Origin of the sequence: Halovivax ruber XH-70, from assembly GCF_000328525.1 — an archaeon.
Lineage (GTDB): Archaea > Halobacteriota > Halobacteria > Halobacteriales > Natrialbaceae > Halovivax > Halovivax ruber.
In genome coordinates, this window is record NC_019964.1 from 1426719 (window position 1) to 1447108 (window position 20390).

25 protein-coding genes and 1 pseudogene are annotated in these 20390 nt (G+C 63.9%); 8 read left to right on the forward strand and 18 right to left on the reverse strand.

The genetic code is table 11. The annotated features are described in order from the left end of the window. Positions 1–33: 33 nt before the first annotated feature. Complete coding sequence (locus HALRU_RS06645; protein WP_015300633.1) at positions 34–801, reverse strand: RNA methyltransferase; 768 nt, start codon at positions 799–801, stop codon at positions 34–36. Positions 802–954: 153 nt separating this feature from the next. Here HALRU_RS06645 and HALRU_RS06650 point away from each other — a divergent pair. From HALRU_RS06650 to HALRU_RS06660, 3 genes and pseudogenes are all read left to right on the forward strand, one after another. Beyond that, a pseudogene (locus HALRU_RS06650) lies at positions 955–1806 on the forward strand (dihydropteroate synthase); the annotation flags it as partial. 232 nt (positions 1807–2038) lie between these two features. Then, a complete protein-coding gene (locus HALRU_RS06655) occupies positions 2039–2743 on the forward strand; it encodes a 6-hydroxymethylpterin diphosphokinase MptE-like protein (protein ID WP_015300635.1) in 705 nt (234 codons plus the stop codon). 172 nt (positions 2744–2915) lie between these two features. Then, on the forward strand, positions 2916–3350 hold the full coding sequence (locus HALRU_RS06660) for a hypothetical protein (RefSeq protein WP_015300636.1): 435 nt from the start codon (positions 2916–2918) through the stop codon (positions 3348–3350). 61 nt (positions 3351–3411) lie between these two features. Here HALRU_RS06660 and HALRU_RS06665 read toward each other — a convergent pair whose 3' ends face one another. Further along, a complete protein-coding gene (locus HALRU_RS06665) occupies positions 3412–4416 on the reverse strand; it encodes a TIGR04024 family LLM class F420-dependent oxidoreductase (RefSeq protein WP_015300637.1) in 1005 nt (334 codons plus the stop codon). A gap of 198 nt (positions 4417–4614) precedes the next feature. Here HALRU_RS06665 and HALRU_RS06670 point away from each other — a divergent pair, with 198 nt between their 5' ends. Next, positions 4615–4884, forward strand: coding sequence for a HalOD1 output domain-containing protein (locus HALRU_RS06670; RefSeq protein WP_015300638.1), 270 nt, complete (start codon positions 4615–4617; stop codon positions 4882–4884). 76 nt (positions 4885–4960) lie between these two features. Here the strand turns inward: HALRU_RS06670 and HALRU_RS06675 are convergent, their stop codons facing one another. From HALRU_RS06675 to HALRU_RS06710, 8 genes are all read right to left on the reverse strand, one after another. Then, positions 4961–6031, reverse strand: coding sequence for a methionine synthase (locus tag HALRU_RS06675; RefSeq protein ID WP_015300639.1), 1071 nt, complete (start codon positions 6029–6031; stop codon positions 4961–4963). Further along, the gene (locus HALRU_RS06680) at positions 6028–7032 is read right to left on the reverse strand and encodes a methionine synthase II (cobalamin-independent) (RefSeq protein ID WP_015300640.1); all 1005 of its coding nucleotides are present in this window, start codon (positions 7030–7032) and stop codon (positions 6028–6030) included. The genes HALRU_RS06675 and HALRU_RS06680 overlap by 4 nt, the downstream gene beginning before the upstream one ends. A 215-nt stretch (positions 7033–7247) precedes the next feature. Beyond that, positions 7248–7826: a HemK2/MTQ2 family protein methyltransferase gene (locus tag HALRU_RS06685; protein WP_015300641.1), complete on the reverse strand. Its 579-nt coding sequence runs from the start codon at positions 7824–7826 to the stop codon at positions 7248–7250. Next, a complete protein-coding gene (locus HALRU_RS06690) occupies positions 7826–9025 on the reverse strand; it encodes a mechanosensitive ion channel family protein (RefSeq protein WP_015300642.1) in 1200 nt (399 codons plus the stop codon). The genes HALRU_RS06685 and HALRU_RS06690 overlap by 1 nt, the downstream gene beginning before the upstream one ends. 85 nt (positions 9026–9110) lie before the next feature. After that, complete coding sequence (locus tag HALRU_RS06695; protein ID WP_015300643.1) at positions 9111–9980, reverse strand: 16S ribosomal RNA methyltransferase A; 870 nt, start codon at positions 9978–9980, stop codon at positions 9111–9113. 87 nt (positions 9981–10067) lie between these two features. Next, entirely contained in the window at positions 10068–10661 is a 594-nt protein-coding gene (locus HALRU_RS06700; RefSeq protein ID WP_148680457.1) for a DUF655 domain-containing protein, read from the reverse strand. A 160-nt stretch (positions 10662–10821) separates the two neighbouring features. Then, on the reverse strand, positions 10822–11178 hold the full coding sequence (locus HALRU_RS06705) for an RNA polymerase Rpb4 family protein (protein WP_015300645.1): 357 nt from the start codon (positions 11176–11178) through the stop codon (positions 10822–10824). Then, entirely contained in the window at positions 11175–11468 is a 294-nt protein-coding gene (locus HALRU_RS06710) for a 50S ribosomal protein L21e (RefSeq protein ID WP_015300646.1), read from the reverse strand. Before HALRU_RS06710 ends, HALRU_RS06705 begins: the two co-directional genes overlap by 4 nt. A gap of 195 nt (positions 11469–11663) precedes the next feature. Between HALRU_RS06710 and HALRU_RS06715 the strand changes: the two genes are divergently transcribed. Next, positions 11664–12824 carry a cystathionine gamma-synthase gene (locus HALRU_RS06715; protein WP_015300647.1) on the forward strand — a complete coding sequence of 387 codons (1161 nt, stop codon included), beginning with the start codon at positions 11664–11666 and terminating at the stop codon, positions 12822–12824. Between the two features lie 36 nt (positions 12825–12860). On the opposite strand, the gene HALRU_RS06720 is transcribed toward HALRU_RS06715, so the two are convergent. Beyond that, the gene (locus tag HALRU_RS06720) at positions 12861–13508 is read right to left on the reverse strand and encodes a helix-turn-helix domain-containing protein (protein WP_148680458.1); all 648 of its coding nucleotides are present in this window, start codon (positions 13506–13508) and stop codon (positions 12861–12863) included. 145 nt (positions 13509–13653) lie between these two features. Here HALRU_RS06720 and HALRU_RS06725 point away from each other — a divergent pair, with 145 nt between their 5' ends. From HALRU_RS06725 to HALRU_RS06735, 3 genes are all read left to right on the forward strand, one after another. Beyond that, positions 13654–14556, forward strand: a complete 903-nt coding sequence (locus HALRU_RS06725) for a class I SAM-dependent methyltransferase (RefSeq protein ID WP_015300649.1) — start codon at positions 13654–13656, stop codon at positions 14554–14556. Between the two features lie 62 nt (positions 14557–14618). Beyond that, positions 14619–15305, forward strand: a complete 687-nt coding sequence (locus HALRU_RS06730; RefSeq protein WP_015300650.1) for an MBL fold metallo-hydrolase — start codon at positions 14619–14621, stop codon at positions 15303–15305. 38 nt (positions 15306–15343) lie between these two features. Continuing rightward, a complete protein-coding gene (locus HALRU_RS06735; protein ID WP_015300651.1) occupies positions 15344–15778 on the forward strand; it encodes a hypothetical protein in 435 nt (144 codons plus the stop codon). A gap of 195 nt (positions 15779–15973) precedes the next feature. Here HALRU_RS06735 and HALRU_RS06740 read toward each other — a convergent pair whose 3' ends face one another. The 7 genes from HALRU_RS06740 to HALRU_RS06770 all read right to left on the reverse strand — a co-directional run bounded on the left by HALRU_RS06740 (position 15974) and on the right by HALRU_RS06770 (position 20244). After that, entirely contained in the window at positions 15974–16240 is a 267-nt protein-coding gene (locus tag HALRU_RS06740) for an elongation factor 1-beta (RefSeq protein WP_007696855.1), read from the reverse strand. Between the two features lie 5 nt (positions 16241–16245). After that, complete coding sequence (locus HALRU_RS06745) at positions 16246–16425, reverse strand: HVO_2753 family zinc finger protein (RefSeq protein WP_007696852.1); 180 nt, start codon at positions 16423–16425, stop codon at positions 16246–16248. Positions 16426–16569: 144 nt separating this feature from the next. Then, complete coding sequence (locus tag HALRU_RS06750) at positions 16570–16755, reverse strand: hypothetical protein (RefSeq protein ID WP_245547795.1); 186 nt, start codon at positions 16753–16755, stop codon at positions 16570–16572. 45 nt (positions 16756–16800) lie between these two features. Continuing rightward, a complete protein-coding gene (locus HALRU_RS06755; RefSeq protein WP_015300653.1) occupies positions 16801–18048 on the reverse strand; it encodes a tripartite tricarboxylate transporter permease in 1248 nt (415 codons plus the stop codon). A 155-nt stretch (positions 18049–18203) separates the two neighbouring features. Next, on the reverse strand, positions 18204–18542 hold the full coding sequence (gene rpl12p / locus HALRU_RS06760) for a 50S ribosomal protein P1 (protein WP_015300654.1): 339 nt from the start codon (positions 18540–18542) through the stop codon (positions 18204–18206). A 21-nt stretch (positions 18543–18563) separates the two neighbouring features. Further along, complete coding sequence (locus tag HALRU_RS06765; RefSeq protein ID WP_015300655.1) at positions 18564–19604, reverse strand: 50S ribosomal protein L10; 1041 nt, start codon at positions 19602–19604, stop codon at positions 18564–18566. Between the two features lies 1 nt (position 19605). Next, positions 19606–20244: a 50S ribosomal protein L1 gene (locus HALRU_RS06770; RefSeq protein ID WP_007696842.1), complete on the reverse strand. Its 639-nt coding sequence runs from the start codon at positions 20242–20244 to the stop codon at positions 19606–19608. Positions 20245–20390 lie beyond the last annotated feature (146 nt).

Consider the following 20390-nt stretch of genomic DNA (forward strand, 5'->3'; position numbering starts at 1 on the left):
GCGGGCCGAGTGTAAGTTCCCGTCGTTGGTCGCTCAGTTCGTCTCGTCCGTCCGATCCGGTCTGTCTCTGGCCCGTTTGAGGATGCCCAGAAGCGTGTTCGCTTCACCTTCGGTCGGATCCGCACGACCGACGAGCCGGCGGAACATTCGGTCGGCTTTCGCCCGCTTCGGTTCCGGATGGTTGATCTCACGCAGGAGGCCTGTCCACGCGTCGAAACACCGTTCGAGTAATGGTTCGGGGGCACGAGTTCGCTCGACGTCGGGAAGCTGCGTCTCCTCCAGCGTCAGGTTCTGGAGTTCGTAGAGGGTGATGGTGGCGGCCTGGCCGAGATTGAGGACCGGATACTCGGGGTTCGCAGGGATGGCGCAGATCTCGTCCATCCGGGCGAGTTCGTCGTTCGTGAGCCCGACGCCTTCGCGGCCGAAGACGACGACGGTCGGCGCGGCCACCGACGAGAGGCGGTCGGCCAGCGCTGCCGGCGTCGTGAACGGGTACCGGACGTGTCCGCGATCGTCCTCGTTGGTGACCGCCGTACAGCCGACGGTGTGGTAGGTCTCGACGAGTTCGTCGAACGTGATCTCAGTCGCGTTCGGGAGGACGTCTTCGCGGGCGTGTCCGGCGAAGCCGTACGCCTCTCCGTCCGGGTCGAGTTCGGGCGGGTCGACGAGGAGGAGGTCGCTGAAGCCGAAGTTCTTCATGCCGCGGGCGATCGTCCCGACGTTTCCGGGCGTCTGTGCGTCGACGACGGCGACGGCTGGTGGGCCAGCGGGGTCGACGTGAGTGGGCGTTTCCGTGGTCATCGTCCCGCAGGAGAGGCCGTTCGTTCGAATCCACAATTCGGGTGCATACCGGATGAAAACGGCCACGGTGGCAAAAGTGACGCGTCTGCGCCCCGTTTCCGAGTAAATCGCCGAAACCGCGACCCCTAACTGGCTCGCTTGCACAGAACAGGTATGCACAGCGTGGATGCGGCGGGCCTCGGGATCGGCGACGGGTACCCGCCTCGGATCATGGGCGTGTTGAACGTCAGCGAAGAGTCGCCGTACGATCCGAGCGTCTACGACGACCCTGCCGAGGCTGCCAGGTACGTCGACGAGGAGCTGATCGGCGAGGGGGCAGATATCGTCGACATCGGCCTCGAATCGGCGAACAAGCGCTTCGATGTCCTCACCGCCGAGGAGGAACTCGAACGCTTAGACGTCGCGATCGAGACGATCGACCGCGTCTCCGGCGACGCCGTCTTCTCGATCGAGACCCGGTACGGGGCAGTCGCGGCGGAGGCACTCGATCGTGGATTCGACATGGTCAACGGCATCTGTGGATTCGCCGACGAAGCCATGCCCTCGGTCTGTGCGGCCCGGGACGCGGCGGTCGTCAAGATGGCGAGCCCACCAGATCTGGAACGACCGGGGGCCGTATCGGCGATCGACTGGGCCGACAGGAAGTCACCCGAGTGGGCCGCCGAGGCGACCTACGTCGACAAACTCCTGGCCGCCCTCGAAGCGACGCCGCTCACCGACAAGACGATCGTCGATCCCGCGTTCGGTGGCTGGAGCGAGCAAAAGACGATCGCCGACGATCAGGCGACGTTCGACCGCCTCGGTGAGTTCCGGGCGCTCGATCGTCCCGTTCTCGTCTCGATCAATCGCAAGAACTTCCTCGGTGACGTCGTCGACCGGGAGACCGACGAGCGATTACCGGTGAGCCTCGGTGCGACGGCGCTCGCTGTCGATCGTGGTGCGGACGTCATCCGTACGCACGACGTCGCCGCCACCCGGGACGCGGCGTTGATCGGCGACCGATTCGGTCGGGTTCGCCGATGAACTCGGGTTGCTGGACCTGCTCGAGGCGACGCGACGTCCCCTGTCTACCATGTGTGTTTTTCACACACACGAGTGCCGTAGCTAAGAGAAAGCTTATACCGGAGGCATTTGAAAGACCGGATGGAAGCCGGGAACCCTCTCGGGTAGGGGTACTTGGAGGCGTACCCGGCTCAACGCGTTCATTTATTGCGCAGCTACCTGGTGAGCGCCAGCCATGACCGTCGAGTTCGACGAGTGGGAGCCAGTCTACGAGGCCATTCGAAGCGACTTCGGGTACGATCGTCGCGCCGACGAACGGGCGCGTGACCGACTCCTCGATCGATCGAGCCCGTTCCAGGATCGCCGCAACGGCATCGATCCTGGCACGACGGTCGCGGTCGCCGGCGCCGCCCCCTCGCTGGCAACGGAGGTGGCCATCGAGCGCGCGAGTTCGGCTGATTCCGTCGTCGCGGCGTCGACAGCCGTCGACGTCCTCGAGGAAAACGGTGTCACCGTCGACTGGATGGTGACGGATCTCGACAAGAATCCGGACACTGTGATCGAACTCGCCACCCGCTCGACGCCGGTCGCCGTCCACGCACACGGCGACAACGTCGACGCGATCGACGACGTCGTGCCAGCGTGCCCGCAAGGATCGATCCTCCCGACGACGCAGGTCCGTCCACGTGGTCACGTCGTCAACGTGGGCGGCTTCACGGACGGGGACCGAGCGGCGTTTCTGGCGGATTCGTTCGGTGCCGACGAACTCGTCTTCGTCGGCTGGGCGTTCGACGATCCGAGCGTCGATTCGGTGAAAGCCAGGAAGCTCGCGTGGGCCGAGCGGCTCCTGTACTGGCTCGAGCGGCGGCGGGGCGACCATTTCGACGTCCTCGACGGCCGCCGCGAGACGATCGACACCGACGCCCTTCCGATCGAGTAAGCGAAAGGCTCTCCCCGCAGAACTCTTCGCCACCCACACGTTCGCTGGCAAGATCCGCTCGACCGGCGCAGGCCGAAGTGACCAGTTTCGTCGCGTCACGAACCCCCGTGCCCGGCCACGCTCCCGTGAATCTGGCAGCAACAGTTAAGATGGAAAAGCAGAGACGACCACCGTGGACAATCGACTCGTCGTCACGGCCTCGTTCGTCGCGTACCTGGTCGCCGGCAGCCTCGTTGCGATCGGCGCGTACGCCGGGGGTGTCTCCGTTTCGACCGATCAGACCGCCTTTCTCGCCGGAGTCGGTGTCGGTGGGCCACTCCTCGGACTGGTGTTGCTCTGGGTACGCAACGACGGGTTCGGGGCGGCACTGTACGTCGTCTCCGTGATCGCGACGCTCTGGTATGCAGGGGCTGTCTTCGTACTCGGCGACGATCCCGCGTCGATCGCCGCCGCGAGCGGTGATGGCGCGACCGCGTACACGATCGGGCTCGTCGTCTTTCTCGGGATCGGGCTCGTCTCAGTTCTCGTCGGCTCGTGGCGCTGGTATCGAACGAGCCCAGGATTCAGGACGGTCGTCGACGCCGTCGCCGGCCGGCGGTCGTCCTGATCGCACTGGCGGTACTCGCTGTTCGGACTCGCGGGACTGGCAGAATCGAATCGCTAGAAAATCAGGCCTCTGGACCGAGTGCGTCGATCGTCGTGAGTACTTCCTCGTGGGTCGCCCCACGCGGGAAACTGATCGCGAGTTCGTCGAGGCCATCGATCGCCTCCCACGTTGCCAGTTGTTCGTGCGCCTCTTCGGGGGTTCCTGCAATCGCGAGGTCGGCGAGCATCTCGTCGTCGACGATCTCGTGGACCCGTTCGTGTTCGTCGTTCGCGACTGCGGCGGCGATCTCCATCGCCTCGTCTTCGTATCCCTGTCGCGCGAGAGACTCGCGGTAGTACGTTCCCATCGCCCCGACGTAGAACGCCAGGTGATTCCGACAGCGCTGCCGGGCGAGATCGCCGTCGTCGTGGACGGCCGCCGTGAGTGAGAGCGTCGCCGTCACGTCGTCGCGTGACCGGTCGCCGAGGTCGATCCCACGTTCGAGATCCTCGAGCCGGTCACGAAATCCGTGCGGCGTGAACACGGTTGCGTGCCAGCCATCGGCGAATCGACCAGCGAGTTCGACCGATTTTGGTCCCATTCCGGCTGCTTCGATCGGGACGGTCGCCTCGGGTGGGTCACAGCGGAGTCGAAAGCCGCCGAGTGAGAAGATATCGCCGGCGTAGTTGACGACCTCGCCCGAGAGAACCGCCCTGACCACGTCCATGAACTCACGGGTTCGCCGGAGCGGTCGATCGAACGACTCGCCGTGCCAGCCCTCGATCACCGCCTGCCCGCTCGGGCCAACCGCGACGCGCAGTCGACCGTCCGAGAGTTCCTGGAGACTCGCTGCCGTCTGGCCAACCAGTGCGGGTGAACGCGAGTAGACGTTCAGGACGCTCGGCCCGAACCCGATGTCGCTGGTCTCGGTCGCGATCCGTGTGAGGACGGAGACGGCGTCGCGACCCCAGGTTTCGGGGAGCCACACGTGTTCGTAGCCGACCGACTCTCCGAGCGTCGCGTACTCGACGAACGATTCGACGCGGTCCGGTGCCGAGACCGGGAGGTGTAACGTTCTCGTCGTCATGTGTTGTGGTGGCCGCCTGTGTCGGTGAGAGTACCTGCGCCGTCCACAGCCGGTCGCTGTCGGGAAGACACTTTCAACTCTCTTAAAATTGTGTGATAGACGGACCAACGGATAGGCGTGGGTTTCTCGCGTTAGCTGTCAGATTCCGTGATTATTCGGGCCACCAAACTTATGCAATCGTCTGGAATGGATTCTGGTATGGGACTTTCCCAGCGTCGTTCGGACGCATCCGACGGTTCGGTGAGCCACGCCGTCGTCGAAGCCGTCGCCGACCGCGAAGGAGTCGACGTAACGGATCTCGAACCGCCAGCGTTCGAACCGCTGTACACCGTCGTCGATCCCGACGCCCTCGATGCAGTCTTCGCCCCTACGCACGACGGGAAGCGACGAACGTCAGGCTCGGTGACGTTCGAGTACGAAGGCTACACTGTTACCGTCAATAGTGACGGAACCGTCGACCTGGAGTAATCGTATTTTCCGCCGAGTGCCGTTTCTCAGCACGTTCGTCGGTGCCACGTGACCGATCGAGAACCGAGTTGCCGTGTCAGTCGTCCGCTGGTGATGCCTGCTCGACCACAGCGTCGAGCTCGCCGTCGTCGAGTTTCTCCTCGACGTTTCGGGCTGCGGTCACCATGTTCTCGAGCTTCCCGTATGCGACATCTCGAGGGAGTAGCTTCACGCCGCAGTCGGGCGAGACGACGAGTTGTTCGGGGGGGACGACCTCGAGTCCGTTCTCGATGTTACGTTCGATCTGAGCGACGGATTCGACGTCGGCGACGTGTGCGTCGGTCACGCCGAGGGCGAGGTCTGCGGTAAATGCCGGATCTTTGAACACGTCGAGCTGTTCGTAGTCGCCGTTGGCGAGTTCGAGGTCGAACTCGTCGACGGGGAACTCGAGTATCTCGGGGTAGATGCGCGAGTAGTCGCCGTAGCAGACGTGGAGACCGATACGGACATCGTCAGGGACGTTGGCGACGATCCGTTCGAGCGCTTGGCCGACGATCGCGTGATCGTCGGGCGTGGTCGCCAGTGCGGGTTCGTCGATCTGGATGTACCGTGCGCCGGCGTCGACGAGCTTCTCGATCTCCTCGTTGACGAGGTCCGCGAGGTCGTAGGTCAACGCTTCGTCGTCTTCGTAGGCCTCGTTGAACGACCAGTTCGCCAGCGTGTACGGACCGGTGATCGGCACTTTGACCGGTCGCTCGGCGATCGACGCGGTGAACTCGTACTCCTCGACGAGCCACTGCTCGTCGTACTCGACTTCGTCGACGACCGAGGGCTTGTCGAAGTAGTTGTGGCCCCAGACTTTGACGGGCCCGTTGAACTCGTAGCCCTCGATCCGGTGGGCGAAGTACTCGACCATCTCGTTGCGCCGCATCTCCCCGTCGACGACGACGTCGAGGCCGGCCCGTTCGTGTTCTCGGGTGATCAGGCGGGCGGCGTCGTCCTCCGCTTCCTGCAGGTACGCCTCGTCGAAGGCGGCCTCGTCGTCCGCGGCGAGTTCCCTGGCCCGGTTGAGCCACTTCGGCTTGGGATAGCTCCCGACGACGGTCGTCATGATGAAGTGCTCGGCGTCGTGGTCCTCGGGTCGGAACTGCGCTTTGGTGTCGCTCATGCGGCACGCACCTCCGCGAGGGTCGCCGCCTCGGCAAGTGTCTCGAGTTTCGCCTCGTACGTACTGTAGGGCAGGTAGAACGTCTCCGTGTTCGGTGCGAGGTACGCAGTTTCGAAGTCGGCGACGGGGAGCCGATCGAACACCCAGTCGACTCGCTCGCGAATGGCGTCCGGTTCCTCGACGAGCGTATTCTGGCCGTCGATCAGTCCCAGGAAGATGTCGTCGGTACAGCCGTACTCCTGCAAGTTGTAGAGGTTCTGGTCCTGTTCGGTGACGAAGTCGAAGCCCACTGCGTCGATGTCGGCGTCGAGCAGGTGCGCGTAGGTCTTCTCCTCCAGTGGGCTCCAGTAACTGTGGACGATGACGTCGGCGTCGGTCGCGCCGGCGAGTCGATCGATCGCCTGACTCACGCGTTCGTCGTGGCCGTCACCCGGTGGGTCCGTGGCCAGCGAGGGGTCGAGCAGGAGGAGCGTTTCGAACGCGTCGAGCGAGTCGAGTTCGTCGACGAGCAGATCAGTTACGCCGGCGAGCAATGAAGCGTCGTCCCCGTAGTATTCGTCCGTCGCGAGTTCGGCGAGCGTGTGGGGACCCGGAAGGACGACCTGTCGCCGTTCGGCGTCGACCGCGTCGGCGAACGGTTCGAACTCGGTCGCGAGGTCACCGGACGCCTCCAGTCCGTCCGTGATGACCGGTTCCCGGTAGAAATTGTTGTTGTCGAAGTACCGAACGATGCCCCTCGTCTCGACCGCGTCGGCCAGGGGGAGGGGGTGGGCGAGCATGTCGTCCCACCGGAGCTGGCCCTCGACGATCCGATCGAGTCCGACCGACTGCTGGTGGTCGATCACCTCGGTACGGGCCTCGTCGTACCGGCTTCGTATCTCCGATCCCTCCGTCCCGTCGATCAGGTCGTGTTTCTGGTGGCCCTTGAGTTCAGAGAGTTCGTCTTTCGCCCAGTCGGGCAACGGGGCGAGACCGGTCACGGTCGAGACGTAGTCTGTCATGTGTACCGGGCACTACGCTATGCCGCTGTTTAATATTTACCATATGTTTGCATGCTCTGCAGTAATTCTCCTGTCCTGCTGGGCCGAGCGACTGGGTGTTCAGACCGCTCCGAGGACCGACTGATATTGTATTCGTTGGAACTGGCTATTGGGCCGCTGACGGGTGAGTCACACCAGCTCCGCTGGTCTCACGAGATCGTGAACGACGGCACACCTCACTGAATGAGTTCGAGAACGGTCAGCGATTCGTAGGGGAACGACTCGGTGGTGACGGCGATCGCACTGAATCCCGCGTCACCTGCCAGTTCCGTGACGTCCGACATTCCCGTGAGACTGCTGACGAGGAGTAACACGACACCGTCCGGCCTCAGCACGCGGCGGACCGTTTCGAGGAACGGCTCGACGACTGCCCGTCCGGAGGGGCCACCGGAGAGCGCGACCTCCATCCAGTCGTCACGTTCGACCGACGGATCCGTCGGTAGGTACGGCGGATTGAACACGACGGCGTCGAACCGCTCGGCGCCGAACGGCTCGACGAGGTCTCCACGCACGACGTCGAGGCCACGGTCGCGTGCCTCCAGGCAGGCGTTTGGATTCAGATCGGAGGCGACCACGTCCCACTCCAGTGCCGATCGTACCTGTCCTGCGACGTACCCGGAGCCCGTCCCAACCTCGAGCACGCGACCGGTTGGTCGATCCGAGAGCCGATCGATGGCGGCCTCGGCCAGAAGACGTGAGTCCGTCGCTGGCTGGTAGACGTCGGTCTCCATTCCTCGTCGTTCGGCCAGGTCCATCAGCGATCACCGGCGTCGTCGCTCGTGGCTGGATCTGCTTCCTCCGTCGCTGTGGATTGCTGATCGGCGTCACCCGCTGGCTCGTCGTACCCGACCATCGCTTCGTCGTCGACCGCACCGCCACCGGCCGGTGGTTCGACCGCGCCGGAGAGTTCGCGTTGCGGGAAGGGAATCTTGATGCCGGCGTCGTCGAACCCGGCCTTGATCGCGTTCGTCACGCCGGTCTGGGCCTCCATCGCTCGCCGGGCGCGCGGCCGGTCGATCCAGAACCGGACGCCGAGGACGACCGAGGAATCGCCCAGTTCCTTGGTCGCGACGCGCGGTCTGGGGGCGTCGAGAACGATGTCGACCGATTCGGTGATCTCCCGTGCCAGTTCGGCCGCTCGTTCGACGTCCGAGCCGTAATCGACGCCGACTTCGACTTCGAGCCGAAGGCGCCCGGCGTGAGATCGATTCGTGACCGCGGCCGAGCCGACGACGTCGTTGGGGAGGACGATGTACTCGCCGTCGACGGTTCTGAGACGGGTATCGAAGATCGAGATGTCGGTGACGACGCCATCGTGTCGCTCGTCGACTACCACCCAGTCGCCGATTTCGAAGGGGCGAGAGAACATCAGCACGAAGCCTGCGAGGAGCGCTCCCAGAGTTTGCTGGGCGGCCATACCGAGCACGATACCCAGGAAGCCCGCTCCGACCAGAATCGCGCCGAGATCTTCGACCCAGATTCCGAGGACGGTAATGCCAGCCAGCGAGTAGATGATCACCTGGGTCAGTCGGTAGGTGACTTCCTTCTGGTGTTCCGAGACCGAGGAGGCCGACCCGAGGATGTTGCGAATAAGCCGCCTGAGAAATCGGGTCCCGATCACGGCCGTCATGATCAGGACCACCGACACGATCAGCTGTGCGATCGTGTCGGTACCCAGGTCGAAGCTCTTTACGAGCGTCACGAACTGCTGGGTCGATTGCCAGGTGCCGATCAGGATGCCCCCTGCGAGGCCAGCACCGAGCAAGAAGACCACCGTGCCGACGAGGTCGCGGTACACCGGCCGGACGTAGTCGTCGAGCCGGGTGAGTGCCCGCTTTCCGACACGCAACCCGTACGCAAAGACCAGCGAGACGACGACGGTAACCACCAGCCGCTGTGGCGTCGTCTCGAAGATCGTCCCCAGCTGATCGAACGTGGTGATCGAAGCCTCCATCGTGTTCGAGTGATGTATGCAGGTACCCCCTGATAAGTCGTCGGTAGTCGACCGAGTGGTGGGTAGAGACTGCCACCCAGCGACGTCAGTCGTCGTTTACTGACTCGGCGATCGTTGCCAGCTCGGCGAACTCCGTCGGCGTCACGGCGTCTGGGCGTTTCGCCAGCAACTCCTCCGGTGTCGCGTCGACGACGGCCGCTGGGTCGTCCAGTCCGGAGATGTGGGCGGTGTTTCGAATGCCGTTTCGGACGGTCTTGCGTCGCTGCGTGAACAGCGCCTTCACGAACCTGAGGAAGAACGTCTCGTCGGCTACCTCGTACGGCGGTGCCCGCGGCTCCGTTCGAACGATCGCACTCTCGACGGCCGGTGGTGGCGAGAACGCCTCGGGAGGGACCGTCTCGACGATCTCGACGGCTGCGTAGTGCTGGGTAGAGACGGAGAGTCGCCCATAGTCGGACGTTCCTGGCTCGGCGATCATGCGCTCTGCAAACTCTCGCTGGAACATCAATACCAGTTCGATCCCTCGTGGGAGGAGCCGAAAGGTGAGGTCGCTCGACGCGCTATAGGGAAGGTTCGAGACGGACGCGGTCACGTCGGGGAGCGCCACGTCGAGCGCGTCGCCTTCGATCACCGTCAGCCGTCCCGCTTCGATCGCCTCGTCGAACTCCCGGCGCAGAAAGCCGGCGAGTTTCCGATCGCGCTCGATCGCGGTGACGGTCGCGCCGGTCGCCAACAATCGGTCCGTCAGCGCGCCCGTTCCCGGTCCGATTTCGAGGAGGTGAGCATCGGCGAGCGGGCCCCCTTCGGTCGGACCGTCGTCACCATCGATCGAATCGACCGCGTCGAGATACGTCGGTAGTCGGTCGAGGACGCGGTCGTCGACGAGGAAGTGCTGGTCACGATCGGGATTACCACGGACCCCGGCTCTGGCCAGCAAGTCGTCCGGATCTCTCATCGGTCGACGATACTCGGGGGACGTGGGTAAACGCACCGTTCCAGTTGGCGACTGACACCGGGTAGATCGAGTTACCCGCGAAAAACCTCAGTTTTTGGATTCGGCTTCGCGCCCGACGAACGTCCGGTACTTCAGATCGTCGTCTCGAAGCTCCTCCAGGATTCGCTCGACGAGGATCTCGTCGGGATCGTGCAATCCGGAGACACGCTCCGATAGCTCGTCGAAGCTCTCGAAGGGCTTGCGTTTTCGTTCTTCGAGGATGGCGTTTCTGAGTTTCTTCCCGATCCCCGGCAGCAGATTGAGCTGGTGCAGCCTGAGGGTGATCGGCTGTGCCTCGTTGTAGAAGTCGACGAATCGCTCCTCGTTCTCGTCGATCAGGTCCTGGATCACGTACTCGAGTTCGGAGTGTGCTCCGGAGGAGAGCGCGTCGTACTCGACTGGCCAGGCGTCTTCGACCACCGTCCGTGCTTCCGGCGGCTCGATGACCACCCGCGTTCCGATAGTCAGGCGCTCGTCTTCGTCGAAAGCGACCTCGTAGAGCCCAAAATCGTCCACGTCGAGGGCGTATCCGGTTGGTGAGCGGTCGTACTGTCGCCGCCCGCCAGTGGAGTGCCCGTGGGCCAGATAGTCCAGCACCACCGCGTGCCGCTCCGTCGACTCATCACGATCGGATTCACTCATCACCATGGGGATACGTCTAGCGGACACTTAAACAATCGGCCACCTCTCGTCCACTGGGTCGGTCCCGAAGAACGTGCCCGTGGCCGGATGCGGATCGATCGAGTGAGTGGCGCTCGCCTCGACCGAGTCCGTGGATCGACGGAATCGACTGCGCGATCGATCAGGCGTACTTCGCGATGATATCGAGGATCTCGTCGAGTTCGTCGCCAGAGAGCGAGTATCGCTCCTGCGCGAAGACGGCTCTGAGTTCGCTGCGATCTCTGGGCAGCAAGTTCGTGATCTTGTACGCCGTCGGTTCGTCGATCTTCTCGAGCTCGTTGAGTTCGTCGACGAGTTCGAGCGACTCCTCGGGTTCGAGTACGGCGAACCGGTTGGCGTGCTCGATCGCACGGGCGAGTTCGTAGCGAAGCTCGCGGTCCTCGTCGAGCGCCCGTTCGGTCTCGATGTCGGCGAGGAGTTCTTTGGTCTCAGAGATCGTGAGATACTCCTCGTCGACGATCTCTTTGAAGATCGTCATTCGTTCTGTGCGCGAAGGTGAGCGGCCGTGACGATGAGCGTCTTCGACGAGCCACCGTCGGAGACGCGTACTTTGAACGCGTCGCCCTGCGTCCCGACGACCTCACCGGTTCGGCCGTCGAATCGTGGGTGAAAGCGTCCGTTCGTGACGCTCGGATCGATCTTCAGGTGGACCTTCTGGCCCTCGTCGTAGTCCTGAATCGCTCGCTGCGGCGGCGACGTGCCTCGCTCCCGGGGCTTGTTACGGAGTTTGTTCCGCGTTCCCTGCCGAGGTCCGTTCGATTTGGGCATAGTCGTACGGACCTGTTGCCCCGTCATAGTTATAAAAGGCACGTTCCGCAGGCGTCGATCGGCCACCGGTCGCCACAGATGCAGTGGTGAATCGGGGGTATTCGTGTCTGTCTGGTGGCTGATACTGGTTGGCCATGCCTGTGGGTCGTTCCGGAGACGATAACAGTAAGGGGTATCGAACACGTCGTTCCGGACATGGACGACCAGTACCGATTCGAGACCCGATCGATCCACGCCGGCCAGGAGCCAGATGCAGAGACCGGGGCGTTGATGACGCCGATTCACGCCAACTCGACGTACGAACAGGACGCGCCGGGCGACCATCGCGGCTACGAGTACTCGCGGACCGGGAACCCGACGCGCAGCGATCTCGAAGCCAATCTCGCCAGCCTCGAGAACGCCGACAACGGGCGGTGTTTTGCGAGCGGGATGGGGGCGATCAACACCGTCCTGAACACCCTCTCGGCGGGAGATCACGTCGTCACCGGCAACGACGTCTACGGCGGAACCCACCGGATCTTCACGCAGGTCTACGAGGAGTACGATATCGAGTTCACCTTCGTCGACATGACCGATCTCGAGGCCATCGAGGCTGGCTTCCGGGAGAACACGGAACTGCTCTGGCTCGAGACGCCGACGAATCCACTCATGTCCATCGTCGACATCGAGGGTGCGTCCGCGATCGCACACGACCACGACGCGATCTGCGCGATCGACAACACGTTCGCGACCCCGTACCTCCAGCGCCCGCTCGATCTGGGCGCCGACGTCGTCTCGCACTCGCTCACCAAGTACCTCAGCGGCCACTCGGACGTCGTCGGCGGTGCGCTGTTGACGAACGATTCAGACCTGGACGAGCGCTTCGGCTTCTACCAGAATGCCGTCGGGGCCACGCCCGGTCCGTTCGAGAGCTTCCTCGTGCTCCGTGGAACGAAGACGCTCCCGGTCAGGATGGACCGCCACTGCGAGAACGCCCGTCGGATCGCGTCCTGGCTCGACGATCACGCCGACGTCGAACGCGTCCACTATCCCGGACTCGAGTCCCACCCGGGTCACGATCTCGCTGCCCAACAGATGGACGACTTCGGTGGCATGCTGAGTTTCGAACTCGATGCCACGATGGACGAGGCGGGTGCCGTCGTCTCGAACACCGAGGTGTTCACGCTCGCGGAGAGTCTCGGCGGCGTCGAGAGCCTCATCGAACAGCCGGCACCGATGACCCACGCCGCAGTCCCCCGCGACGAGCGCATCGCAGCCGGGCTGACCGATGGGTTGATTCGCGTCAGCGTCGGTATCGAACACGTCGACGATCAGCTCGCCGATCTCGAGCAGGCGATCGACGTGGCTCTGTCCTGATCCGTCGCCATCGAGGCCCACCGTTCCGGTTTTCAGTTACCGTCGTACGTCGAGGGCATTCGCGACGAGACGTGACTCGGCTCGTCGAATGAGATCGGAGGCGGTCGAAATCGCACAGTCGAGTTCGGCTGCGACGCGTTCGATCCCCGTCTCGCGGGGGACCTCGTAGTAGCCACAGTCCCAGGCGACGGAGACTGCTTCGCGCTGGCGTGCCGAGAGTTCGCTCGCCGGCCCACCGACGGAATCACCGACGCGAACGATCTCTACGGTAACCTCGTCGGGAAACTCCTCGATGACGGCCTGTACTTTCGCCCCGTCACCGACGACGGTCATGCGGATCGACCCGTCCGCCCGGAGTTCGTACGGCGTGAGGACGACGATCGACTCTCTGAAGAACGCCTCGAACAGGTCCAGCGCCGATTCGGTGAGTCCTTGCTGTTGGTAGAGATAACAGCCGCCGGTAGACCGGGTAATTTCGTAGGTTTCGACCCCCGTCGACTCCCGGAGAATCTCCGCAACGGCGTCGGGATCTCCGTCCACGTAGGAGATGGTCGATTCCACACTGTCGTGGACGAATCCGCCGAGTATCAGCTGGCGATCGATCGCCGGTGCCGCGACCGCGAGGTTCGACTCGGGTGCAACCGTTTCCGGGTCGGGTTCGATCGCGATTCTGAGCGACTTCACGACGGTCGTTCGAAGGCAGGGCACTTAACGGTGCGACGATCTACCCATCGAAATCCAGTTGATCGCACTCCGTGATAACTCTGTTTATAAATGGGCGAAACAAATCGCCAGAGGGACGAGGTGACCGGAGGCGCACGGTCCGTGTATGAACGCTGCGAACGCGGGCAACGATGGCGGTGCAGGCAACGTATCGACGTCAGATGAGGTGTCGGACCCAGGACGAGAGACAGGCGAGAGTGGAGTCGAGGCGTCGGCGACAGATGCCCCTCCGGACGGTAAGTCTTCGACTACGGATGCGACCGACGATCGGACCGTCGACGCGGACGTGCTCGATCCGTTTCGGGCCGCCGGTGGTACGATCGTCACGCCCGACGCACAGCCGCGGGAACCACCGAGAGGCGACCGGGGCCGCGGTCAGGTACTGTACGATTGGTGGAGTGACCGCGAGTGGTTGTACGACGGATTCATGCGTCTTTCGGCCTCTATGCGAGACGAGACGATGGACGTTCTCGATTGCCAACGGGGCGAGACCGTCCTCGATCTCGCCTGCGGACCGGGAACGAACTTCGAGGTTCTTCGCGAGGCGGTCGGTTCGTCGGGGACCGTCGTTGGACTGGATTACAGTCCGGGGATGACCCGGTGGGCGATCGACCTCGTCGAGGAGCGTGGCTGGGAGAACGTCCACGTCGTCGAGGCCGACGCCACGAACACGTGCGGGCCCGACGGTACGTTCGACGCGATCGTCACGACGTTCGCGCTCCACACAGTTCCCGACCCCGCGGCCGCGCTCGAGAACGTTCGTGACGCACTCGCGCCGGGCGGTCGGTTCGTCGTCTTGGATTCACGTCCGCTCACGGACGGCGCCGGGCGTGTGATAAACCCTCTCTACGAGCGGCTCATCGCGTGGATGGTCAATCACCAACGCAGCGTCGATACACTGGCGTTACTGCGGGACGAATTCGACCGGGTTCGACTCGTCGAAACCTATGACGGCGGCGCGGGATACCTCGCAGTCGCGGAGGCGGCCGATACGACCCAGTCCGGCTGACAGAACCACCATGGAGCGGTGGCGTCGGAACGTTTTCGGCGACGCACGCGAAGTATCGACCGATGACCGACGACACGTACGTGCACGCACTCACGATTCCGATCGAGTTCGGCGGTCGGACGGTCTCGATCACCCCCACCGCGGTGGAGACTGACGACGGCCTCCTCCTCGTCGACGCGGGTCCCGAACCGGCGACGGACCGGCTGGCGACCGCGCTCGCCGACGTCGGATTCGGCCTCGCCGACGTCGAACGGGTCATCCTCACCCACCACGACGCCGATCACGCCGGCGGGCTTGCGCCACTCCGTGAACACACGGACGTCACGATCGGCGCCCACCCCGCGGAGATTCCGCACGTGACTGGCGACGAGATGCCCGTGAAAGGGCCAGACGACGATCGCTACCCGCCAGTCGCGGTCGACGAGGAACTGACGGACGGCGAGGAATTCTCGACCCGTGCCGGCCCGCTTCGAGTCGTGGAGACCCCGGGCCACACGGCTGGTCACATCTCGCTGTATCTCCCCGACGAACGACTCCTCCTGGCTGGCGATGCCCTCGTCGCCGACGAGGACGAACCGCTCTCCGGACCGAAACCGGCCTACACGGTCGACGAGGATCGCGCGGCCGACTCCGTGGCGTCGCTTGCCGAACTCGACGTCGAACACGTGATCTGCCATCACGGCGGATACGCTCCGTGTGGGAGTGATCGCATTCACGCCATCGCAGCGTCGCTCCAGGACGGCGACTGAACGGAATTCTCATCCGTCCAGACCGGCTACGGCCCAGTATGCGACTCGAGTTGCGCGTCTGTGAACACTGTTACACCGGTGAACACGGCGAAGCGGAACGCCAGGCGATCGTCCAGGATATGGTTCGCTGTGCAGAGCGGATCCAGGAGCACAAGGACGTCCTCGACCTCGATGCCGTCCACATTCGAAAAGTCAGGGAGGACGAAACGGGCAAACCCGAGGCACTCCCTGTCGTCACGGCCTCCATCGTCGACGATCAGGTGATGATCAACGACACCCAGCTCGCGACCGAGGGCGACGACGGAACCATGCTCGTCTATCCGAACCCGCCGGACATTTTGACCGTCCTCGCGAAGAACATCGACGAGATCAGCACGGGGCTCGATCGCGACGTCTCCGTCGAACTCTCCGAGGCAGGCTCCGAACTCCTCGCGTCCAAGCCGGCGACATGGGGCGCTTCGGACGGCGCCTGATTCGCCACGATCGAAACGGCCGCTCGTTCGTTTGTCGTTCCTTGCCGTCTCCGACTGTCCCTCTGTGTGTTGCGCGGTTCGATTACTGTTCCACGAACTCCGCCAGTGATCAGGAGTCAGTCGAGTATCAGTGTCGAAGAGCGCTGCAGCTCACGTACCTGGTACACGCGGAAAAATCGGCGGACGCTGTCGGCGTTAGATCCGGCCGACGTTCTCGACGTCGACGCTCTCGACGCCGTCGACGTCCGCGAACGAGTCTTCGACGGCTTCGGTCCCGCCCGAGCCGTCGGGAACGATCACGGTCGGGATGAGTGCGATGAGCCCGAACGCGACGTCTTCGCGTTCGACGCCGTTGATCTTCGCCCCCTCTGGGAGGCTGGCTTCGAGTCGCTCCTGAAGATCGTCCAGGTCGATTTCGGGGCTGTTCGGCATGACCTTGATCGCAGCGGCTACTTTACCCATTGTTGTCAGGGACCGGTGAATCCGCAGTCGGGACACTCGTAGAGGTTGCTTTGCTTCCGGCAGGTGGCACAGCGATTGATCGTGGTACCACAGTCCGGGCACTTGAACCGCGCTGCGTTCGTCCCGGAAACGTTGATTCCGCAGGACACGCACGCGCGCTGTCCGCGGTCGTCCGTCGTACTCATACCCCTGAGTTCCCGTCCGGTGCTTTTAACGATTGTCTTTCCGCCTGCCTCGAGCGACGCGCTCACACGGTGAGTCCGTCGGCGTGATTTCCGTTCGGCGTAGCCGAGAAATGCGTGGGTCGACGATTGCGAGACTGTCGCGCTTCAGGGGCTGTCGGATGGGGGGTCCCGTCCCCAGTTCTCCCGCAGGAGGGCCAGTCCCGAGACCAGGACCGTCACGATCGCCCAGCCAAGCCACATCGAATCCGTCCCCACCACGACAGCAGCCACCAGGAGCGCAACCGATCCGCTCACGGTACCGACGAGTGCTGTCGTCGACGGAGTCGCCATCGTGTGGGCTTGGATCGTGACCAGCATGACGATTTGGGTCGGCCGTCACACTGAGCCGACGACGAGCGGACCGAGCAGTACGCCCATCAGATGGACGCGACGCACGCAGAGTCGAACGGGGACGAGGCCGATCAGGCTGGCGACGGCGAATATCCCCACACCCATCGGTCCGGCAAAGAGGGCGGCAAGGCCCACGAGCAACGTGAGGATGGCGATAGAGAGAACGGAGTAGTTCGCTCGACTGATGACGTCTACGTAGTACCGTCCCCCGAAGAGCACGATCACGAATCCTGCGATCCCTGCGAGTACCACGGTGGCGAGGAGAATGGGAAAGGCGAGCGGTGCGTCCGTCCCGTCGAACGCGACCATCACGCCGGTTCGGGGGCTTCCAATGACGAGTAACGCGACGAGTGCGAACACCGTGTTCGCCGTGTCGACACCGCTCGTGGCCACGATGTAGCTTCGATCGCCGGCCGACCCGAGGCCCTCGTCTCCCGGCACGACGACGAGTACGGCGACTGCGGCGATCGCCGCCGAAATTCCCGGGAGGAAGCCAACGATCGCCCCAGCGATGGTCCCGGCCAGCGCGGTCGAGGCGACGGTCCGCCGAGAGACACGGAGCCTCGCGTCGTCCTGTGGAGGAAGGCCGCCAGCGTGGACGGCATCTAACAGCACTGGCGCCCCGAACAACCCGGCGAATATCGGCGCGAGCACCCCACCGGCGTCGAGGGGTGCGGCCGGATCGATATCGAGGGTGACTAGCCCGAGTCCGGCGGCCAGGCAGAACGTGACCGCCCCACCTAGCATGTGCACTGGCGTCCGTTCGCTCACGACGAGGGCCAGGACAACAGCTCCGAGGACGAGTGCGAGGTGGTCGATCACGACTGGGTATAGCCTGACGACGAGCCAGGTGATCGGCACGGCGAGCGGGACGGCGACGACGACCGCCAGGAGGCTGCCGATCGCTGACAGCACCATTGCCTCGTGACCGCGCCCAGCGAGGACGAGTCGGTGTCCGGGTAACGTCGTCATCGCCATCTCCCCGTCGGGGACGCCGATCGCCATCGCCGGCACGGCGTTCACGAAGGTATGGACGACGCCCGCCGCGAGCATCGCGACACCGACGAGCACCGGCGGACCGGGAACGGCCGGAGCGATCCCTGCGAGGACGAACGCGAAATTGTTCGCGTGGAGGCCGGGAACGGCTCCGCTAACGGTGCCGAGCACGATACCGGCGCTCGCCCAGCTACAGACCCGAATCGTCGTCGCTGGATCGACGGCAAGATCGAACATCCCTCCCGGGGCACGCTGGCCGCGTCATCGCTTATAATGGTGCGGACGGTGGGCAGATGCAGGTAGGTCAGAAACGTACGTCCTGAACACGAGGCCGTCAGGGATACTGCTGGCGCTTTCCGGCTAAAAGAATGGAGAATTCGTGTGGTGACCGATTAGCCGAAGAGTTCGCCGAGACCCTCGCCGCTGGCCTCGTCGTCCTCGTCATCGTCGTCCGTCGTGTCCGGGACGTCGCTGGTCTCTTCGACCTCGTCGTCCTCGTCGTCACCGGCTTCTTCGGCAGCGCCAGCGCCTGCTGCGCCACCGGCGGCCGGAACGGCCGCGGCGTCGGCGACGGCTTCGTCGATGTCGACGTCCTCGAGTGCGGCGACGAGCGCCTTCACGCGGGACTCTTCGACGTCGACGCCGGCGGCGTCGAGCACGTCGGTCAGGTTGTCTTCGTTGATCTCTTCGCCCGATTCGTTCAGGATGAGTGCAGCGTATACGTATTCCATTGTCTGTAGTCTCCGTTGGGATTAGCCGAACATTGCGCCGAGACCTTCCGCACCGGACCCGTCATCGTCGTCATCGTCGTCGGGTTCCGCCTCGGTGTCGTCGGCGTCGTCTTGGTCGTCGCTCGATTCGTCGTCGCTCTCCGCGGTGTCCTCGGTCGACGGAGCCGGCGCCTCGACGTCCTGGAGCGCTTCAGGAAGCGCTTCGGTGTCGTCGATCTGGGCTGCGAGGGCACGCAGCTGGCCGTCGGCCTTGCTCACGAGGTCGGGCATGAGCGCTTCGTCCTCGATGGCTGCCTGCAGTCCGAGGCTCTTGGCTTCGCCCGTGGCTTTGGCGACGAGCGTCGGTGCGGTCTGGCTCGTCGGGTAGACGGCGTTGACCGACAGGTTCCGGGCCTGGGCCGCGGCGGTCGCAACGTCCTGCTCGTAGGCGTCGATGTCGATGTCGAGGTCTTCGGGATCGAAGACGACGCCATCGGCGTACGCCGCTCGCAGGTCGAGACCGACCTCCTTGGCCTCGATACCGAGCTCGTTGAGGACGTTCTCGATATCTGCCGTAACCTCCTCGCCGGCTTCGAGAACTGTCGAGTCCTCCATCACCTGGATCGAGCCGTCCTCGATCCGGGCGTTCGCGCCGATCTGCTGGAGTTCTCCGACGAACGGTCCGGGATCGACGCCGGTGTCGCCTTCCGGGATCACGATGTCGTTCGGGGCGACCTCGCCGGCGCCGATCGGTGCCGGCGTCTTCGAGGCCTCGAGTTCGCGATAGAGGCTGAACGGGTTCTCGTCGCTGAGGACGAGTCCGACCTGCCCCTCGACGAACTCGGTGAGGTCGTCGCTCCCGGTGGCTTCGAGCGCACGACGCTGCAGCGTGTTACGGCTAACACGAAGCACGGCCGTCCCGTGCAGTTCGCGGCGCATGTCCTGCAGCTGTTTCGAGGGGATGCCGGCGATGCCAACAACACCGACGTTCTCGTGGCCCTCGATGAGGGCCTCGATCTCGTCGGTCTCTTCGCGCTTCCACTCCGGCAAGTTCTCGGTCTGGCGAGTGGCCTCAGCGCTCATCTCAGGCCACCTCCACGGACGGGCCCATCGTCGTCTTCACGAAGACGGAGCCGATGTTCTGTGGACCCTTCTCCAGATCCGCGTGCAGTCGACGGAGGATCACGTCGATGTTGTCCGAAATGTCCTCCGCGCCCATGTCCTCGGCGCCCACGCGTGTGTGGAACGTCCGACGGTCACCGGAGCGCAGTTGCACGGTGTTTTTCATTCTGTTTACTGTCTCCACCACGTCGTCGTCCGGCGAGAGCGGCGTCGGCATCTTCCCGCGCGGACCGAGGACAGTACCGAGGTACCGCCCGATGTTCTGCATCATCGCCTCTTCGGCGATGAAGAAGTCGGTGTCGTCGGCCAACTCTTTGGCCGCATCGTCGTCGTCACCGAGGTCGGCGAGCTCGTCGCCGTCGAGAACGTCGTCTGCGACGTCCTCGGCTCTGAGTGCCGTCTCTCCTTCGGCGAAGACAACGATCGTCGTCTCCTGGCCGGTACCGGCCGGGAGGACGACGGACTCGTCGACGCGATTCGACGGTTCGTCAAGATCTAGGTCACGCAGGTTGATCGCGAGGTCGACCGTCTCGGTAAAGTTCCGATCGGGTGACTCGTCGAGTGCGCGCGTGACTGCTGTTTCGATATCCGAATCTGCCATCGTTCACCTCCGTAGTACGCAGGGTGTGCTCCTACGGGTCAGTGAAACAGGCAAAGCCTGTCTCACCCGTGACTCAGACGGATTACGGACTTAAACCCGTCGAAGCCCGCTGCAAGTGACCCCGTGACGCGTCGCTGGAGTCGGCA

Bases quoted from the DNA above. Each gene is read 5' to 3' on its own strand.
- HALRU_RS06645 (WP_015300633.1), bottom strand. From the start codon at position 801: ATGACCACGGAAACGCCCACTCACGTCGACCCCGCTGGCCCACCAGCC.
- HALRU_RS06655 (WP_015300635.1), top strand. From the start codon at position 2,039: ATGACCGTCGAGTTCGACGAGTGGGAGCCAGTCTACGAGGCCATTCGA.
- HALRU_RS06665 (WP_015300637.1), bottom strand. From the start codon at position 4,416: ATGACGACGAGAACGTTACACCTCCCGGTCTCGGCACCGGACCGCGTC.
- HALRU_RS06670 (WP_015300638.1), top strand. From the start codon at position 4,615: ATGGGACTTTCCCAGCGTCGTTCGGACGCATCCGACGGTTCGGTGAGC.
- HALRU_RS06675 (WP_015300639.1), bottom strand. From the start codon at position 6,031: ATGAGCGACACCAAAGCGCAGTTCCGACCCGAGGACCACGACGCCGAG.
- HALRU_RS06680 (WP_015300640.1), bottom strand. From the start codon at position 7,032: ATGACAGACTACGTCTCGACCGTGACCGGTCTCGCCCCGTTGCCCGAC.
- HALRU_RS06685 (WP_015300641.1), bottom strand. From the start codon at position 7,826: ATGGACCTGGCCGAACGACGAGGAATGGAGACCGACGTCTACCAGCCA.
- HALRU_RS06690 (WP_015300642.1), bottom strand. From the start codon at position 9,025: ATGGAGGCTTCGATCACCACGTTCGATCAGCTGGGGACGATCTTCGAG.
- HALRU_RS06695 (WP_015300643.1), bottom strand. From the start codon at position 9,980: ATGAGAGATCCGGACGACTTGCTGGCCAGAGCCGGGGTCCGTGGTAAT.
- HALRU_RS06700 (WP_148680457.1), bottom strand. From the start codon at position 10,661: ATGAGTGAATCCGATCGTGATGAGTCGACGGAGCGGCACGCGGTGGTG.
- HALRU_RS06705 (WP_015300645.1), bottom strand. From the start codon at position 11,178: ATGACGATCTTCAAAGAGATCGTCGACGAGGAGTATCTCACGATCTCT.
- HALRU_RS06710 (WP_015300646.1), bottom strand. From the start codon at position 11,468: ATGCCCAAATCGAACGGACCTCGGCAGGGAACGCGGAACAAACTCCGT.
- HALRU_RS06715 (WP_015300647.1), top strand. From the start codon at position 11,664: ATGGACGACCAGTACCGATTCGAGACCCGATCGATCCACGCCGGCCAG.
- HALRU_RS06725 (WP_015300649.1), top strand. From the start codon at position 13,654: ATGAACGCTGCGAACGCGGGCAACGATGGCGGTGCAGGCAACGTATCG.
- HALRU_RS06730 (WP_015300650.1), top strand. From the start codon at position 14,619: ATGACCGACGACACGTACGTGCACGCACTCACGATTCCGATCGAGTTC.
- HALRU_RS06735 (WP_015300651.1), top strand. From the start codon at position 15,344: ATGCGACTCGAGTTGCGCGTCTGTGAACACTGTTACACCGGTGAACAC.
- HALRU_RS06740 (WP_007696855.1), bottom strand. From the start codon at position 16,240: ATGGGTAAAGTAGCCGCTGCGATCAAGGTCATGCCGAACAGCCCCGAA.
- HALRU_RS06745 (WP_007696852.1), bottom strand. From the start codon at position 16,425: ATGAGTACGACGGACGACCGCGGACAGCGCGCGTGCGTGTCCTGCGGA.
- HALRU_RS06750 (WP_245547795.1), bottom strand. From the start codon at position 16,755: ATGGCGACTCCGTCGACGACAGCACTCGTCGGTACCGTGAGCGGATCG.
- HALRU_RS06755 (WP_015300653.1), bottom strand. From the start codon at position 18,048: ATGTTCGATCTTGCCGTCGATCCAGCGACGACGATTCGGGTCTGTAGC.
- rpl12p (WP_015300654.1), bottom strand. From the start codon at position 18,542: ATGGAATACGTATACGCTGCACTCATCCTGAACGAATCGGGCGAAGAG.
- HALRU_RS06765 (WP_015300655.1), bottom strand. From the start codon at position 19,604: ATGAGCGCTGAGGCCACTCGCCAGACCGAGAACTTGCCGGAGTGGAAG.
- HALRU_RS06770 (WP_007696842.1), bottom strand. From the start codon at position 20,244: ATGGCAGATTCGGATATCGAAACAGCAGTCACGCGCGCACTCGACGAG.